Raw genomic sequence first — 17,566 nt, forward strand, 5'->3', positions numbered from 1 at the left:
ATGAACACTGTCACGTCCACCCTTGAGACCTTCCGCCCGGCCATGCACTATACGGCCAGGGACACCTGGCTCAACGACCCAAACGGCCTGGTCTTCCACGAAGGCACCTACCACCTCTACTACCAGAACAACCCGTTCGGGAACGTCCACAGCAACATGTCCTGGGGACACGCAACATCCACAGACCTGGTGAACTGGGAAGAGCAGTCGGTGGCCATCCCATGCGATGACACTGAAGAGATCTTCTCCGGGAGCATCGTGGTGGACCACGGGAACACCTCCGGTTTCGGCAACGACGGCACGGCCCCGCTGGTAGCCATCTACACCAGCGCCTACAAGCCGGCCTCAGCCCACCCCGGCATCCAGGCACAGTCCCTCGCCTGGAGTACAGACGGCGGCTACTCATGGACCAAATACGCCGGCAACCCCGTACTCACGCGTGACTCCCCCGAGTTCCGTGACCCCAAGGTCTTCCGCTATGAAGGCCCCGCAGGCAGCTACTGGGTGATGGCCGCCGTCGAAGCCCACGACTACGCTGTCCTCCTCTACCGTTCCGACAACCTGAAGACCTGGGAGTACCTCAGCACCTTCGGGCCCGCGAACGGCACAGGAGGCATCTGGGAATGCCCGGATCTCTTCGAACTTCCCCTGGACGGCGACGCCGGGAACACCCGATGGGTCCTGACCGTGAACATGAACCCCGGCGGCCCCAACTGCGGGTCCGCAGGGCAGTACTTTGTGGGAGAGTTCGACGGCGTCACGTTCAGCTCCGAGACAACCCTCACCGAGGGGATGCAGGACCCTGAGCGCGTACCCGACTACCAGTGGCTGGACTGGGGCCGGGACTACTACGCAGCAGTCTCCTTCAGCAACGTCCCGGACGGCCGGCGGCTGATGATCGGCTGGATGAACAACTGGCAGTACGCCAACCACATCCCCACCTCGCCCTGGCGCAGCCCCATGAGCTTCGTCCGCGACGTCACCCTCACCTTCGTCAACGGACAGCCGCGGCTGGTCCAGCAACCCGCCGCCGAATACACCGCCAATTCGGTTCCCGTTCCCGCTCAGCAGCTGCAACTGGACGGGACGGTTGCGGTCGACGGCGGCACGGCCGTCCAGCAGATACAGGTCACCTTCACTCCGGGAACAGCGGAAGAATACGGCGTTGCGGTCAGGGGCGGCGAGGATGGTGGCGCTACCAGGATTGGCATCCGTCCGGTATCCGGCGAACTCCTTGTGGACCGCACCAACTCCGGCGACACTGGATTCCACGACGCCTTCCCCTCCGTCAGCACCGCACCAATCCAGCCGGGTCCCAATGGGACCTACTCCCTGCAGATCTTCATCGACCACTGCTCCGTTGAGATCTTTGCGCAGGACGGGCTCGTGACGCTGACCGAACTGATCTTCCCTGACCCCTCCGCGACCTCGCTGGCGCTCTACTCGACCGGCGGAACAGCCGCCGCTTCCCTGCAGCTGACGCCGCTCGCCTGAAACATGAACACCTGCACCAAACAACCGCACGGCCCTGACGTCCTTGTGGTCGGCGAGGCCCTGATAGACGTCGTCAACTCACCGGAAGGAGTCTCCGAACACCCGGGCGGCTCACCGGCAAACGTGGCCTACGGGCTGGGTCGCCTGGGGATCCAAACCAGCTTCCACACGTCGATTGGCCAAGATCCCCGGGGGCGCGCGATCGCCGCCCACCTGAACAGCGCCGGCGTCGAACTCTTGCCCGGTGCACACCGCGACAGCCCGACGGCCACCGCAACCGCCACTTTGTCCACCGATGGGTCCGCGTCCTACCACTTCGACATCAGCTGGGACCCTTCAAGGATCGCTCGGCACTTCCTGCCGCAAATCCTGCACGCGGGATCCCTCGCTTCCTTCCTGGCGCCCGGAGCATCGGTGGTGAGGGAACTCATTGCACAGGCTCACCGGCGGTGTCTTATCACCTACGACCCAAACATCAGGCCGGCTCTGCTGGGCTCCGTATGGGAGGCACGGTCGACGTTCGAGGATCTGGCGGCGTTTGCACAGGTCATCAAACTCAGCAATGAGGACGCCGCCTGGCTTTACCCAGAATTGACGGCAGAGGAGGCTGGCAAGCGAATCCTCCGCCTCGGGCCCGGGATGGTGGTCACCACACTGGGTGCAGACGGATCACTCCTGATGACTCCTCACGGCAGTGTGCACGTACCGGCATTCCCCTCACCGGTCGTCGACACCATCGGAGCAGGGGACTCATACATGGCCGCCCTAATTTACGGGCTCCTCGCGCGCGGAACACACGGACTGACGCCCCAGGCCCAGGAAAGACTCGGCCGAACTGCTGCCGCCGCAGCTGCAATCACGGTCAGCCGAAAAGGCGCAGCTCCGCCTACCGCCGGCGAACTGTCGGCATGGCTGCAGCAGGCCAGCATCCCCAGCTAATCTGCGCGCGGCGTGTGGGCCGGGAAATCGTCCCCGCCAGCATCATCCTCGCCCTCAGCCCCGTCATTGAACGAAACCCTCCATGTAGTGGGCGACGGCGGACGAGTTAAAAAACCTTTGACACCAACCAACTAACGCGGGTAACTTAGATCACGCAACAAGGTAACGCGAGTTACTACCGATAAGCGCAAACCACTAGCAGCCAACGTCCAGTTCAACGAAGACTTCTGGAGCATCCAATGGCGGACACCGCCTCCCAAAGCCGGGCACGGAACTACTCAGGCATTGCTTCGCCAGGCGCTCACCCCACGCGATGAACCTGAGAGCACCCCGACTCCTGCAATTGCAGCCAGTTGATTTCGCAGTGGTCCCTTTACGCCAACACACGCCCGCTCCACAGGTCCGAGGACCTCAGCCGGCCATGAAAAGAGAAGAATGAACAGCGTTACCACCACCGTTGAGACCTACAGGCCGGCAATGCACTTCGCCGCCAAAGACACGTGGCTCAACGATCCGAACGGGCTTGTCTTCCACGAGGGCACCTACCACCTGTACTACCAGAACAACCCCTTCGGAAACGTCCACGCCAACATGTCCTGGGGCCATGCGACTTCTACTGACCTGGTCAGCTGGACGGAGCAACCGGTAGCGATTCCCTGCGATGACGTCGAGGAAATCTACTCCGGCAGCATTGTGGTGGACGCCGAAAACACCAGCGGATTCGGCGCGGACGGTAAGGCTCCCCTAGTGGCCATCTACACCAGCGCGTACAAGCCGGGCTCCCTCCACGAGGGCACGCAGGCGCAGTCCCTCGCGTGGAGCACGGACGGCGGATACTCCTGGACGAAGTACGCCGGCAACCCGGTCCTGACCCGAAACTCGCCGGAATTCCGGGACCCCAAAGTCTTCCGCTACGACGGCCCTTCGGGCAGCTATTGGGTCATGGTGGCGGTGGAAGCCCATGATTTCACCGTCCTGCTCTACCGCTCACAGGACCTCAAGATCTGGGAATATCTCAGCACCTTCGGCCCGGCCAACGCCACCGGCGGGATCTGGGAATGCCCGGACCTCTTTGAGCTGCCCCTGGACGGTGACTCCTCAGCCATGAAATGGGTCCTGACGGTGAACATGAACCCCGGCGGCCCCAACGGCGGGTCCGCAGGGCAGTACTTTGTGGGAGAGTTCGACGGCGTCACGTTCAGCTCCGAGACAACCCTCACCGAGGGGATGCAGGACCCTGAGCGCGTACCCGACTACCAGTGGCTGGACTGGGGCCGGGACTACTACGCCGCGGTCTCGTTCAGCAACGTCCCGGATGGCCGGCGGCTGATGATCGGCTGGATGAACAACTGGCAGTATGCCAACCACATCCCCACCTCGCCCTGGCGCAGCCCCATGAGCCTGGTCCGGGACGTGTCCCTCGTTTCCGTGAACGGGCAACCCCGGCTCCTGCAGCACCCCGTACCGGAAGTGAGGGCAACTTCGACACCCGGTCCCGAGCAGCGGCTGGCACTGAACGGCCCCGCAACTGTTGAGGGCGGCACAGCAGTACAGCTTATTGACATCACCTTTTCCCCTGGGGACGCCGAGGAATTCGGCGTCGTGGTCAGAGGGCCAGCGGACGGCACGGTCGGGACACGGATCGGGATCCACCGCGGCAGCGGCGACCTGATCGTGGACCGCACCCACTCCGGCGACACCGACTTCCACGAAGCCTTCCCCTCTACCAGCCGCGCCCCCATTGCCGCAGCCAAGGACGGCAACTACACCCTGCAGATCTTTGTCGACCACTGCTCCGTGGAGGTCTTCGCGAACGATGGGCTCGTCTCGGTGACCGAACTGATCTTCCCGGATCCAGCCCAAACTTCCCTCACTCTCTACTCCACCGGCGGCACAGCCGACGCAGTGCTCCAACTCACCAACTTCGAAAAGGCTGATGCCTAATGGAATACCGCAAACTGGGAACCTCCGGCCTGTACATCAGTGAAATCGCCTACGGAAACTGGGTCACCCACGGCGAGCAGATCGACCAGGCCGCGGCGACGGAATGCGTCAAACAGGCACTGGAGTTGGGCATCACCACCTTCGACACTGCCGATGCCTATGCCGGAACCCGGGCGGAGGAAGCTTTGGGTTTGGCGCTAAAGGGAACACGCCGTGAGAGCGTGGAGATCTTTACCAAGGCCTACTTCCCCACCGGGGACGGCCGGAACGACCGCGGCCTGTCCCGCAAACACGTCATGGAGTCCATAAACTCCTCGCTGCGCCGGCTCCAGACTGACTACGTCGACCTGTACCAGGCGCACAGGTATGACTACGAGACTCCGCTGGAAGAGACCATGCAGGCTTTTGCCGATATTGTCCGGGCGGGGAAAGCACACTATATAGGTGTGTCAGAGTGGACGACGGACGAGATACGAGCCGGTGTTGCCCTTGCCAAGGACCTTGGGGTCCAGCTCATCTCCAACCAGCCGCAGTATTCCATGCTGTGGCGCGTCATCGAGCAGGAGATCGTTCCCCTGAGCGAAGAACTGGGCATTGGCCAGATCTGCTGGTCCCCGCTCGCCCAGGGAGTCCTCACCGGCAAGTACACCCCCGGCGCGGCGCCCCCACACGGCTCCCGCTTCCGAGGCGACAACGGCGAACTGAAGAATGACCACCGCTTTCTCAACGAGGACATCCTCACCCGCGTCCAGGAACTGAAGCCCCTGGCCGAAGAGACCGGAGTGTCCATGGCAGCCTTCGCGGTCGCATGGGTACTGCAAAACCCCAACGTCTCGGCAGCCATCGTGGGAGCATCCCGGCCCGAGCAGCTCGTTGACAATGTCCGGGCCGCAGGAGTCAAACTCGACCAGGAAATGCTCCTGAGGATCGATGACATCCTCGGCCCCGTCATTGAAAGAGACCCCGGGAAGGTCGAGTCCTTCAAGCACCGCCCCTAACAGCAGCGGCTGAAGAAACGTCTTGACACCGTTTAGTAACGCGGGTAACTTAGATCACAGCCCGAAAGTAACGCGAGTTACTATACACAGATTCACCCAATTACTTCCGTATTAGCACGGGCAACCCCAGCTCAATGAAGACCTCTGGAGCATTCAATGGCGAAGACCACCTCACCCAACAAACCCGGCACTGCCCGGCAGCGTGGCGTCACCATGAATGACGTAGCCAAGCATGCCGGAGTATCCCGGACAGCTGTTTCATTCGTGCTGAACAACCGTGAAGACGCCAGCATCTCGGAGGAGACCCGGGTCCGCATCGCTGACGCGGTTCAGGCTTTGGGCTACCGTCCAAATGCCGGGGCCAGGGCGCTGGCATCCCAGCGCAGCGATTGGTACGGGATCGTCACCGAGATCGTCACCGCCCCCTTCGCCGTGGACATCATCAAGGGTGCCCAGGACCAGGCCTGGAGTGATGGCCGGTTCCTCCTGATCGCCCCGTCGGAACAGGGTGATGCGGCTGGCCCCAACCAGGGGAGGGAGGACGCCGCTGTGGAGAAGCTGCTGGAGCAGCGGGTGGAAGGCCTGCTGTACGCCGCAACACACCACCGCGGCGTCCACGTGCCCCGCAGCGCACACGAAGTACCCACGGTGCTCGTCAACTGCTTCGACCTGGACGGGAAGCTGCCCTCAATCGTCCCTGACGAACGCGCGGGCGGACGGGTCGCCGTCGAACGCCTCCTCATGGCCGGCCACACCAAAATCGGTGTGATCAACCTGGACCCGCGCATCCCGGCAGCTGTTGGGCGTTTGCAGGGCGTCCGGGAGGCCTTGGCCGACGCCGGCCTGGAGCTTGATCCGGAGCTGGTGACGGCCGGATATGCGACGGCAGACGGCGGCTACGACGCTGCGTGTCAGATCCTTGACCGGTACCCGGCCAAGGAAAGGCCCACCGCACTGTTTTGCCTCAATGACCGTATGGCCATGGGGGCTTACGACGCCATCAAGGAACGTGGCCTGGCCATCCCCGGTGACATCGCCGTGATCGGCTTCGACAACCAGGAACTCATCGCGGCCTACCTCAGGCCCAAGCTGACTACTGTTGCGTTGCCGTTCGAAAAGATGGGCGCTCTGGGAGTCCAGACGCTCGCCGCCCTTACAGCCGGACAGCCGATCACTGCCAATCAGCAGTTGGTCGACTGTCCGCTGTTAGAACGCTCTTCGGTCTGACCGCGAAATCAACGTCGAAGAGCAAAACCCCAACCCACCCTTCACCTTGCTGATGAAGACAGGAAGAGATAACCCCATCATGACACAAACCAAGTTCCTCAAGTCCGCCCGCATTGCCGCGGCCGGACTGGCGGTAGGCGCGATGCTGCTGACCGGCTGCGCCGCCACCGGCAACAAGTCCGGCGGCACCGACGCCGCGGCCAACGCCAGCGCATTCCTCACCATTCCCCGTGAAGACATGGGAACGTTCGTGCAGAACTTCAACCCGTTCGCGCCGACCGTCAACCCCATGGTCCAGCAGTCCATTTACGAGTCCCTCCTGGTCTTCAACCCGGCCAAGGGGAATACGGTGCCGTGGCTGGCCACCGACTGGAAGGCCGCGGACGACGGAAAGTCCATCACCTTCACCCTGCGTGACGGGGTGAAGTGGTCCGACGGCCAGCCCTTCGTTGCCGACGACGTCGCGTACACCTTCGAGCTTCAGAAGAAGCTTAAGGGCGGCTACGAGTACCTCGACGGCGTCACGGCCCAAGGCAACAAGGTCACCTTCAACTTCAACAAGCCCTGGTCCCCCGCCCTGTCCGACGTCGGCCAGCTCAGCATTCTGCCCAAGCACATCTGGTCCGCACTGGCCGATCCGGAAAAGGATGCCAACGCCAAACCGGTCGGCACCGGACCGTACACCGAGGTGGACAACTTCCAGGCGCAGTCCTTCGTGCTGAAGAAGAACCCCAACTACTGGCAGCCGGATAAGCAGAAGATTGCCGGCATCAAAATGCTCGCGTTCGCGGGGAACGACGGCGCCAACCTCGCCGCCGCCAACGGCGACGTGGACTGGGCGCCCCAGTACATCCCGAATATCGAAAAGACCTTCGTCTCGAAGGACAAGGACCACCGGCACTACTGGTTCCCTCCGACCGGTGCCATGATCAACTGGCAGCTCAACACCACCAAGGCGCCCTTCAACGATGTTGATGTCCGCAAGGCGCTGAGCATGGCCGTGGACCGGGACCAGGTCACCAAGATCGGCATGAGCGGCTACGCGCAGCCGGCCGACTGCACCGGCCTCTCCGGCAACTACGAGACCTGGAAGAACACCCAGGTCAAGGACACCTGCACGTGGACCAAGCACGACGTCCAGCAGGCAAACGACCTGCTGGACAAGGCGGGCTACCCCAAGGGCGCCGACGGCAAGCGCACGCTCAAGGACGGCAAACCGTTCGAGTTCAAGATTTCCGTGGGTGCTACCTCGTCCGACTGGCTCTCCGTGGCCAACGTGATCTCCCAGAACCTGGCGGAGGTCGGCGTGACCGCGAAGGTGGACTCCCCGGACTGGGCTGCCGTCGTGGCAGGGTACGAAAAGGGTGACTTCGACTCCGGCATCGTCTGGAGCGCCAACGATCCCAGCCCTTACAAGTACTTCAACACCACCATGGGCACTGCATCGGTGAAGCCGGTGGGCACTAAGGCCTCCGACAACTACCACCGTTTCGGCGACCCCAAAGCCGATGCCCTGCTGAGCGACTTCGCCGCAGCCACGGACCAGTCCAAGCAAAAAGATATTGCCAACAAGCTGCAGGAAGAATACAACGACGTCGCACCACTGGTGCCGCTGTTCTCCGGCCCGGAATGGGGTGCGTACAACGACACCCGCTTCACCGGCTGGCCCACCCAGGACAACCCGTACGCCACCCTCTCTGTCCGCGCACCCTCCACGGTTCTGGTGCTGACCAGCCTGGAACCGCGCAAGTAGTCCCCCGCCCCTGAGGCCCATCTGGCCCTCAAGGCATCACACGCCCGACGGCCTGGCTCATGCCATCAGCCGGCCGTCGGGCGTACCCACAATCTTGACCACTCCCGAATTGGAGGGAAACCGTGCGCTTCATCCTGCGCCGACTGGGTTTCTACCTGATCGCCTTCTGGGCATCCATTACCCTGAATTTCCTGCTCCCCCGCTTCATGCCCGGGGACCCCGTATCACGCATGTTTGCCCGCTCCCAGGACAGAATGCAGCCCGAACAGCTCGAAGCCCTGCGCAAGCTGCTTGGCGTGGACGACCGGCCCATCTGGGAGCAGTACGCCGGCTACCTCCAGAACATCCTCACCGGACAGATGGGGGTATCGATTACACGCTTCCCCACCCCCGTCACCGAAGTCATCTCATCCCAAATCGGCTGGACCCTCCTGCTTGGCGGGACCGCGCTGGTGATTGCCGCCGTCGTGGGCAACCTGCTGGGCATCCTGGCAGCCTGGCGCCGCGGCAGCGCCCTCGACTCGGCTCTGCCCCCCGTGCTGGTCTTTATCGGATCGTTCCCCTACTTCTGGCTGGCAATGGGCGCCCTGTACCTGTTCGGCGTCGTGCTCGGCTGGTTCCCCATCCGCCACGCGTTCACCGACGGCCTGGAGCCGGCGTTCACTGCCGAGTTCATCGGTGACGTCGGCGCCCACCTCGTGCTACCGGCGCTGACCATCGTGCTGGTCTCCATCGGTGGCTGGATGTTGGGCATGCGGAACACCATGATTGCCACGAACTCCGAGGACTACATCACAATGGCCGAAGCCAAAGGCCTGCGCCCCGGACGGATCATGCTCCGCTACGCAGCCCGGAACGCGATGCTGCCCTCGGTGACCAGCTTCGGCATGGGCCTGGGCTTCGTCGTCGGCGGCGCCCTCCTGACCGAGGTCGTCTTCGCCTACCCCGGCGTCGGCTACCAGCTCCTCAACGCCGTCCAAGGCCTCGACTACCCGCTTATGCAGGGCCTGTTCCTGACCATCACCGCCGCCGTGCTGCTGGCGAACTTCCTGGTGGACATCCTCTACGTCCGCCTCGACCCCCGCGTGCGCAGCAACTGAGCAGTGCGTACCCAGTAACCAAGGGACCGACCATGACCAGCGTTATCCTCCAGCAGCCAACTGAAGCAAAAGCTGCCCGCAAAACCAACCGCGGTTTCATCCACGGACTCATCACCAACAAGAAGGCCATGACCGGCATGGCCATTATGCTCGTCTTCATCGTCCTGGCCCTGGCCGCGCCGGTACTGTTCCCGGACGACCCCTCCCGGATCACCGGGATGGCCTCACTGGAACCAGACAGCGAACACTGGCTCGGAACCACCGCCAAGGGCCAGGACGTGCTCGCCCTGACCATCCACGGCGCCCGAAGCTCCCTGCTCGTAGGGCTTACCGTCGGGTTCGCATCCACTTTCATCGGAATCCTCGTCGGCCTGGCATCAGCCTATTTCGGCAAATTCATCGACGAAGCACTGTCGCTGCTGACCAACGTCTTCCTCCTCCTTCCCGGCCTGCCGCTGCTTGTGATCCTGGCCGCCTTCCTGCCCCCAGGCCTGGGCACGGTCATCCTGGTCCTCACCGTCACGGGATGGGCCGGATCAGCGCGCGTACTCCGGGCACAGGCCCTGTCCATCCGATCCAAGGACTTCGTCGCTGCCGCGGTCGTCTCCGGAGAGCGCGCCGGCCGCATCATGTTCCGCGAAATCCTGCCGAACATGGCATCGATCGTGATGGGAACGCTGCTCGCCTGCGTCATCTACGGCATCGGGGCCCAGGCGGGCCTCGAATTCCTTGGACTGGGCGACGTCAGCACCGTCTCCTGGGGCAACAACCTCTTCTGGGCCGGAAACGAAGGCGCCCTGCTCACTGGAAGCTGGTGGGTCTTCATCCCCTCCGGCCTCTGCATCGCACTGGTCGCGTTCGCCCTGGCCCTCATCAACTACGCCGTTGACGAAGTAACCAACCCCCGCCTGCGGAAGATCCGCAAACCCGCCACCACCGAAAGGGGCGCCGCACAGTGACCGTCTCCCAAACCTCCTTCGGCTCCCATGAACCGGTCCTCGACGTCAAGAACCTCACCGTCAAGTACATCGGCGACTCCCGCTCGACCACGGCTGTGAACGACGTCTCCTTCAACATCGGCGCCGGCGAGGTGTTCGGGCTGGCCGGCGAATCCGGTTGCGGAAAATCAACCATCGCCAACTCCATCATGCGGCTGCTCAAGGACCCGGCGAAGATCGCCGCCGGCAGCATCTCCTTCGGCGGCAAGGACGTGCTCGCCATGAACCAGGACGAGCTGCGCCGTTTCCGCTGGCAGGACGTCGCCATGGTGTTCCAGTCCGCCATGAACTCGCTGAACCCCGTGCTCACCGTCGGGGAACAGATGGCAGACATCTTCACCACCCACGCCGGCTACTCGCGCAAAGAATCCCTTCGACGCGCCGCACAGCTGCTGGAACTGGTCAGAATGGACCCCGCTCGCCTCAAGTCGTACCCGCATCAACTCTCCGGCGGCATGCGGCAACGCGCCGTCATCGCCATGGCTGTGGCCCTGAAGCCGTCACTGCTGATCCTTGACGAGCCCACCACCGCACTGGACGTGGTGGTGCAACAGGAGATCATGGCCCAGATCAAGGATCTCCAGCGCGAACTGGGCTTCTCCGTCCTCTTCATCACGCACGACATGTCCTTGATGGTGGAACTCTCCCACCGGATGGCCGTCATGTACGGCGGCCGGATCGTAGAGACCGCCAAAGCGCACGACATCTACACCGCCCCAGGGCACCCCTACACCCAAGCCCTCATGGGCGCGTTCCCGCCGCTCACCGGCCCGCGGATCCCGCTTAAGGGCCTGCCCGAAGGCGTGAAGTTCCGGAACATCCCGGACCTCGCCGAAATTGCGCCCGGCCACTTCGTGGCACCGTTTGATGCCGACGCCGAAGCCGCCGTCCTTGAAGGAGCAGCACAATGAGCCACGCCGTCCACTCCCCGACACGGCCGGATGTTTCGACCCTGACGCCGGCCCTGGAGGTGCGCGGACTGGGTAAGTCCTTCCACATCGGCGGCCTGTTCTCCAGCCAGGCGGTCCGGGCGCTCCACCGCGTCGACCTGACCATCGGCCGTGGAGAAATCGTGGCACTGGTCGGCGAATCGGGCTCAGGCAAGAGCACCCTGGCCCGCTGTGTCGCCCGGCTCGAAAAACCCAGCGAAGGGGCCATCCTGGTCGACGGCGTCGACGTCCTCAAACGTGACCGTTTCCAGGCCTCACGGGAGTTCCGGTCCCAGCTGCAAATGGTCTTCCAGGACCCCTTTGGCTCACTGAATCCCGCCCACCGAATCGAGCACTTCCTCCGCCGATCCCTCACCGTCCACGGCAAAGGCGGCACCCGCCAGCGCGGTTCCGAAGAGCAGACCAGGCGCCGTCTAGAGGAGCTCATGACCACCGTCGGGCTTCAGGCCGACATGCTCGACTCCTACCCCCATGAGCTCTCCGGCGGGCAACGTCAACGGGTCGCGATCGCGCGGGCCCTGGCCGTGGAGCCAAACGTCATCCTCGCCGACGAGCCGACTTCCATGCTGGACGTTTCGGTCCGCATCGGCGTGCTGAACCTGATGCGGAAACTGCGCGATGAGCAGGGCATTTCCATGCTCTACATCACCCACGACCTCGCCTCCGCCCGGTACCTGGCGGACCGGACGGCAGTCATGTTCGCCGGCGAAATCGTGGAAGAAGGTGAATCACTGGACCTGCTCGCCAACCCGGCCCACCCCTACACCCAATTGCTCGTCTCAGCCGTCCCCGACCCGGCGCGGGCGGGATCCTACGACCCCATCCACCGCGCCCATCTCCGGCAAGCCGTCATGGCTTCCGCCGGCTGCGCCTTTGAGAACGACCCGGAGCAGCGCTGCTCATCCGAGGAACCCGTCCGGCACCAGGTGGGCGACCCCCTCAACCGCCACTGGGTCCGCTGCCACCTCTACCGCCCGCGCGCCGGTGCCGGCGGCCATGCATTGGCGACAGAACCGGAGCCTGGAGACTGACGTTCCCGTTCCCACGTCCAAAACATCAACATTCACGCACTGGCAGCACCGACGCTGCCCGCCGAAGGGTAACTGATAAAAGATTCACCCGCCGTATCCCGGCGTGCCCTCCTGACCGGAAGCGGGGCCGTTGCCCTCACCGGATCGCTCGCACTCGCAACACCATTCGCCCAGTCAGCGGCAGCGGCACCCCCGAACGCCCGCGACAACGCACCGGCCAAGCCGCCCTACAAAGGACCAACCCGTATGCGCCCGACTTATCACTTCAGCGTCCCCGACAACTGGAAGAACGACCCCCAGCGGCCCATCTACATTGACGGCGAATACCACTACTACTACCTCTACAACGCCGATTACCTCCAGGGCGGCGGCGGCACATCGTGGCGCCGTGCCACCACCACCGACCACGTCTCGTTCCGCGACCGTGGCGTGGCCATCCCCAAGTTCAGCAACGATAACGGCGACTGCTGGTCAGGCTGTCTTGTCATCGACGAACGAAACACTGCCGGCTACGGTGAAAACGCCGTCATAGCCCTCGTGACCCAGGCGCCCCAGGGCCGCCAGGCGCAATACCTCTGGTACTCAACTGACCGTGGGCGTTCGTTCAAACCTGGTGGGACGGCGCCGGTACTTCCAAACCCAGGCGTGCAGGACTTCCGCGACCCGAAAGTCATCTGGGACGCCGACCGCGGGCAGTGGTTCATGGTCAACGCCGAAGGGCAGAAGCTCGGCTTCTACACATCTGCCAACCTGCGTTCCTGGCGGCGGGTCGGCGAATTCGTCCGGACGGACCTGGGGTTGCTGGAGTGCCCGGACCTTTTCCGCATGACCGCCGACGACGGTACTTCGCACTGGATCCTGGGCACCAGCGCCAACGGCAAGGGCCGTGGACTGCCGGCAACATACGCCTACTGGACAGGAGCCTTCAACGGAATCACGTTTACTCCCGACCATGCCGAGCCGGAATGGCTGGACTACGGCTATGACTTCTACGGTGCGGTGACCTACCCCCATCACGACTCCTCCGGCGCGGAGGATGCCACCCTGCGCAGGGCGCTTGGCTGGGCGAACTTCTGGGACTACCCCCACAACACTCCCACCCTGGCGACCGACGCGTACAACGGTGATGACATGATCGTGCGCGACATCCGGCTCAAGAAGGCAGGCGGAAGCTACCACCTCGCCTCAACCCCCACCACCGGCCTGGCCAACCACATCAAACGCACCCACCACCTCGGGGACGTCAAGGTCACGGGAACCCAAGACCTTGATATCAGTTCACTGGCCTATGACCTGACCTGTGAGCTCGTATGGGACCCGGCGGCCCCTCCGTCCAACATCGGCCTTGAGCTCTGCCGTGCATCCGGTGGGGGCCGGCACGTCGCGGCCGGTGCATTCCTCCGCGGCCCGTTCGCCTACGTCAACAGGCGACCCACCATCAACCCCACTGGCGGGGAAAGCCAGACACCTATCGATCCCTCGGCAGGGCGCCTCACACTCCGCCTCCTGGTGGACCGGACCAGCGTCGAAATGTTCGTCGGAGACGGACGGGTGGTGCACTCACACCGCGTTTTTCCCCTGGAAGGTAACAACATCCGGCTCTACGCCAACGATGGAACGGCCACCTTCAGTGACCTGACGATCAACGAGATCAACGCGACGACCTAGCCGCTCCCCCATCAACACTGTCCGAGAGACAAACATGGATTACCTCAAAGCAGCCTGCCCAGACCCCCAAAAGCCTTTTGACGCCGTCGTTGTCGGTGAAGCGTTGATCGATGTGGTCACCACCCCGAACAGCCAGGTTGAGCATCCTGGCGGATCGCCTGCCAATGTCGCCTATGGCCTCGGTCTCCTGGGGGTCACCACCGGCTTGCTCACGGCCATTGCACCCGATGAGCGGGGAAGAACTATAGAGAACCACCTCCACCGGGCAGGGGTGACACTTCTGCCAGGATCAAAATCCCTCACCCGCACCGCAACAGCGACCGCAACCCTCGGACCCGACGGATCCGCCGCATACGACTTCGACATCCGCTGGCAGCTGCCAAGAGCAACGCCTGCCTGTTTCCCCCAAATCCTGCACACCGGTTCCATCGCCACCTTCCTCAACCCCGGCGCCGGTGCGGTCAAAACCCTGCTCGAACAAGCCCACAAGCATTGCACCATCACCTACGATCCGAACATCAGGCCATCGCTGCTTGGCAGCCACGCCGAAGCGAAGGCAACCTTCGAAGCAATCGGCGCACTGACCGACGTCGTTAAACTCAGCGACGAGGACGCCCAGTGGCTCTACCCCGCGAAAACACTGGAAGAAACCGCTGAGCACATCCTCCGCCTCGGCGCCGGGCTGGCGGTGATAACCAAAGGTGCTGCCGGCTCCCAATTCACCTCGCCGTCCGCGAGCATCACCATTCCCGCCGTCAAAGCGACGGTGGCGGACACCATCGGCGCCGGCGACTCCTACATGGCCGCACTGATCCTGGGCCTGCTCACCCGCGGCGCCGGGGGCTTTGCCCCCGCCGTCATGGAGCAGCTGGGACGCACCGCAGCCGCAGCAGCGGCCATCACCGTGCAGCGCGCCGGGGCTAACCCACCCACCCTTGACGAACTCACAGCTGCTGTCGAAGCACACGCCTCCGTACCACGGGCTTTCGCATGCGACCAGGCATAAACAAAACGACCCTGCGGGCAACAAAAGTAAAGGACGCCGTCTACCCTGTTAGGAGGAGCCAACAATGACGTCTGAAAAGACACCGGGGCACCAAGCCCCTGCGCATTCGCTGCGGTCCAGCAGCAGGTTTGCGCAACTCACCCGGCGTTCCATGCTGGGCCTGGGCGGGCTCGCCGTGGCGGGGGCCACTGTGGGGGCCTGGCCCCGAATTACCGGCGCTGACATTCCGGGCCGCGGCAGCAAGGCCCTGAACATCGCCATCCTGGGGACGGCAGCGGATGCGGCGGGACGCCAGGGCCTGATCCAGGCTTTCACCGCCGCCCATCCCGACATCCCGGTGCGGCTGCAGGCGATTCAGGGTGCGGACTGGAAGGACTTCTTTTCCAAGATCCTGACCATGGTGGCCGCGGGCACGCCCCCGGATGTGGTCTATGTCGCCACCGAAGGCGCCCAGTTGTTCGCCGACAAGCTGGCCGAGCCCCTGGATGGTTATGTCCGCCGGGACGCCGCGGCGATGAGCGACTACTTTAACGACGTTCATCCGAGCCTGCTGGAAGCCTTCATGTACCAGGGAAGCCTGTACCAGCTTCCCCTGGACTGGAACGCGGCGAACATGTACCTGAATACCGCCACCTTCGCGCAGGCCGGCATTGACCGGCCGAGGGACGACTGGACCAAGGACGACTTCAGCTCCACCCTAAGGGCCCTGCGGAAAGCCCGCCCCTCCGATTTCACCCCGTACTACTGGACCAACCGGCTTTTCGGCGGGGTGGTCCCGTGGCTTTACGCCAATGACACCAGCTTCCTGTCCGAAACGAAGGCGCCCGGCGGGGACTGGCTTTGGGACCGCTTCTACCCCAGCGACCCTGCCCGCGGCACCCGTGGCGGCGGGTACCAGTGGCTGGCCCCCAACGCCGAGGACGGGCGGGTGGTCGAGACCTTCGACTATCTGCGTGAACTGGTAGCCGAAGGACTCGGCGTGCGGCCGGAATCCGGGGGCGGCAACGCCCTGGTGGGCCTGTTCGGCAACAACCGCATCGGCACGACGCCGGCCGGTGGCTATTGGGCGCAGGGCCTGCACGAGGCCGGGATGACCGCCGATCAGTTCGACGTGCAGTTCTTCCCGCGCTGGCGGACCCAGCGGCACCAGTTCGGTGCTGCCGGCTACGCGATCATGCGCACTGCGAAAGACAAGGACGCGGCCTGGGAATGGGTGAAGTTCTGCTCCAGCCGCGAAGCGATGCAACTGGCCATTCCCAAACCGAACACCACCCCCACACGCCGTTCGATGGTCAACGAGTCCTTCTACGCCGCCACCGGGCCGCGGCACTGGAAAGTCTTCTACGACACCCTGGACAGGTTCCCCACCTCCGGTCCGATCCCCGCCCCACCGCAGCAGGCGGCCGTCGAAACTGCCCTGATGAAGAACGTCTCCACCGCGGTCAGCGGCAGCTCCGCCGATGTACGGACAGCGATGGGCAACCTTCAACGTGACCTCGAACTGGCCCTGAGGAGGAATTTATGACCACCACGTCCACCGTCCCGCGGCCAACAGTGAAGCCACCGGCCGTGCGCCGGTCCTTTGTCGAGCGGCGGCTTGCAAGGATTTTCCTTGCTCCTACGGTGATCGGGATGACCCTTTTCACCTTCCTGCCGATCATTGCTTCGCTGGTCCTGGCTTTCTTCCGCTGGGACATCATTTCGACACCACAGTTCGTCGGGTTCGCCAATTTCGCCTCACTGGCACAGGACCCCACCGTCCGCGTGTCCTTCCTGAACACCATCGGGTTTGTGATTGTGGCGGTAATCCTTCAACTCGGCATCGCCCTTGCCCTGGCCTCCATGCTTCAGGCCAGGATGCCGTCCTGGCTGAGGGTATTCCTCCGTTCCACCTTCTTCTTTCCTCTGGTCCTTTCCGCCGCGTCGGTGTCCATCTTCATGCGGTACATGTTCAACGAACAATTCGGCGTGGTGAATTGGCTCCTGTCACTCGTCGGGATCCCCGCTGTGCCGTGGCTGACAAGCCCCGCGGCGTCCGCCGCCGTCGTCGTCCTGGTCTACGTGTGGCAGAACTTCGGGTTCTCCTTCCTGCTCTTCCTCGGCGCCCTCACCAATATCCCGAAAGAACTGCATGAAGCAGCGAACCTGGATGGTGCCACGGGCTGGAAACAGTTCAGCAACGTGACCCTTCCGCTGATCAGCCCGACGGTGCTCGTGGCGTCCGTCATGGCCATCATCAGCGCCCTGCAGGTCTTCGACCAGCCCTATGTCCTGACCAACGGCGGCCCCGGCGACTCCACCCGGACCGCCGTCATGGTCATCTTTGAATCCGCCTTCCAGCAACTGGAGTTCGGCAAAGCCTCCGCCATCGGCCTGGTACTCACCGTGCTGATCCTTGCCGTCACCGCCCTGCAATTCCGCCTTAGCCGCCGCTTCGTCTTCTACCAGTGAGGTCCGC

The 17,566-nt window shown here is 63.6% G+C and carries 14 protein-coding genes; all 14 read left to right on the forward strand.

What is annotated here, in order from left to right:
- The 14 genes from ACV095_RS10970 (at nt 1) to ACV095_RS11035 (ending at nt 17,559) form a co-directional block, all read left to right on the forward strand.
- The gene (locus ACV095_RS10970) at nt 1-1,494 is read left to right on the forward strand and encodes a glycoside hydrolase family 32 protein (protein WP_478221811.1); all 1,494 of its coding nucleotides are present in this window, start codon (nt 1-3) and stop codon (nt 1,492-1,494) included.
- A 3-nt stretch (nt 1,495-1,497) separates the two neighbouring features.
- Nucleotides 1,498-2,433: a carbohydrate kinase family protein gene (locus ACV095_RS10975; protein ID WP_268003070.1), complete on the forward strand. Its 936-nt coding sequence runs from the start codon at nt 1,498-1,500 to the stop codon at nt 2,431-2,433.
- Nucleotides 2,434-2,868: 435 nt separating this feature from the next.
- Nucleotides 2,869-4,377, forward strand: coding sequence for a glycoside hydrolase family 32 protein (locus tag ACV095_RS10980; protein WP_478221812.1), 1,509 nt, complete (start codon nt 2,869-2,871; stop codon nt 4,375-4,377).
- Nucleotides 4,377-5,375, forward strand: a complete 999-nt coding sequence (locus tag ACV095_RS10985; RefSeq protein ID WP_268003068.1) for an aldo/keto reductase family protein — start codon at nt 4,377-4,379, stop codon at nt 5,373-5,375. The genes ACV095_RS10980 and ACV095_RS10985 overlap by 1 nt, the downstream gene beginning before the upstream one ends.
- Nucleotides 5,376-5,531: 156 nt before the next feature.
- Nucleotides 5,532-6,602: a LacI family DNA-binding transcriptional regulator gene (locus ACV095_RS10990; protein ID WP_478221813.1), complete on the forward strand. Its 1,071-nt coding sequence runs from the start codon at nt 5,532-5,534 to the stop codon at nt 6,600-6,602.
- A 79-nt stretch (nt 6,603-6,681) separates the two neighbouring features.
- Nucleotides 6,682-8,355 (forward strand): ABC transporter substrate-binding protein, encoded by a 1,674-nt coding sequence (locus tag ACV095_RS10995; RefSeq protein WP_018771297.1) that lies wholly within the window; start codon nt 6,682-6,684, stop codon nt 8,353-8,355.
- 122 nt (nt 8,356-8,477) lie between these two features.
- Entirely contained in the window at nt 8,478-9,455 is a 978-nt protein-coding gene (locus ACV095_RS11000; RefSeq protein ID WP_268003065.1) for an ABC transporter permease, read from the forward strand.
- 32 nt (nt 9,456-9,487) lie between these two features.
- The gene (locus ACV095_RS11005; RefSeq protein WP_018763807.1) at nt 9,488-10,414 is read left to right on the forward strand and encodes an ABC transporter permease; all 927 of its coding nucleotides are present in this window, start codon (nt 9,488-9,490) and stop codon (nt 10,412-10,414) included.
- Nucleotides 10,411-11,364, forward strand: coding sequence for an ABC transporter ATP-binding protein (locus ACV095_RS11010; protein ID WP_478221814.1), 954 nt, complete (start codon nt 10,411-10,413; stop codon nt 11,362-11,364). Before ACV095_RS11005 ends, ACV095_RS11010 begins: the two co-directional genes overlap by 4 nt.
- Entirely contained in the window at nt 11,361-12,434 is a 1,074-nt protein-coding gene (locus ACV095_RS11015) for an ABC transporter ATP-binding protein (protein ID WP_018771294.1), read from the forward strand. Before ACV095_RS11010 ends, ACV095_RS11015 begins: the two co-directional genes overlap by 4 nt.
- A gap of 75 nt (nt 12,435-12,509) precedes the next feature.
- A complete protein-coding gene (locus ACV095_RS11020) occupies nt 12,510-14,102 on the forward strand; it encodes a glycoside hydrolase family 32 protein (protein WP_478223445.1) in 1,593 nt (530 codons plus the stop codon).
- A gap of 34 nt (nt 14,103-14,136) precedes the next feature.
- On the forward strand, nt 14,137-15,108 hold the full coding sequence (locus tag ACV095_RS11025; RefSeq protein ID WP_478221815.1) for a PfkB family carbohydrate kinase: 972 nt from the start codon (nt 14,137-14,139) through the stop codon (nt 15,106-15,108).
- 64 nt (nt 15,109-15,172) lie between these two features.
- Nucleotides 15,173-16,633, forward strand: coding sequence for an extracellular solute-binding protein (locus ACV095_RS11030; RefSeq protein ID WP_478221816.1), 1,461 nt, complete (start codon nt 15,173-15,175; stop codon nt 16,631-16,633).
- A complete protein-coding gene (locus ACV095_RS11035; protein ID WP_478221817.1) occupies nt 16,630-17,559 on the forward strand; it encodes a carbohydrate ABC transporter permease in 930 nt (309 codons plus the stop codon). Before ACV095_RS11030 ends, ACV095_RS11035 begins: the two co-directional genes overlap by 4 nt.
- Nucleotides 17,560-17,566: the final 7 nt, after the last annotated feature.

Source organism: Arthrobacter sp. JDC6 (assembly GCF_056484025.1).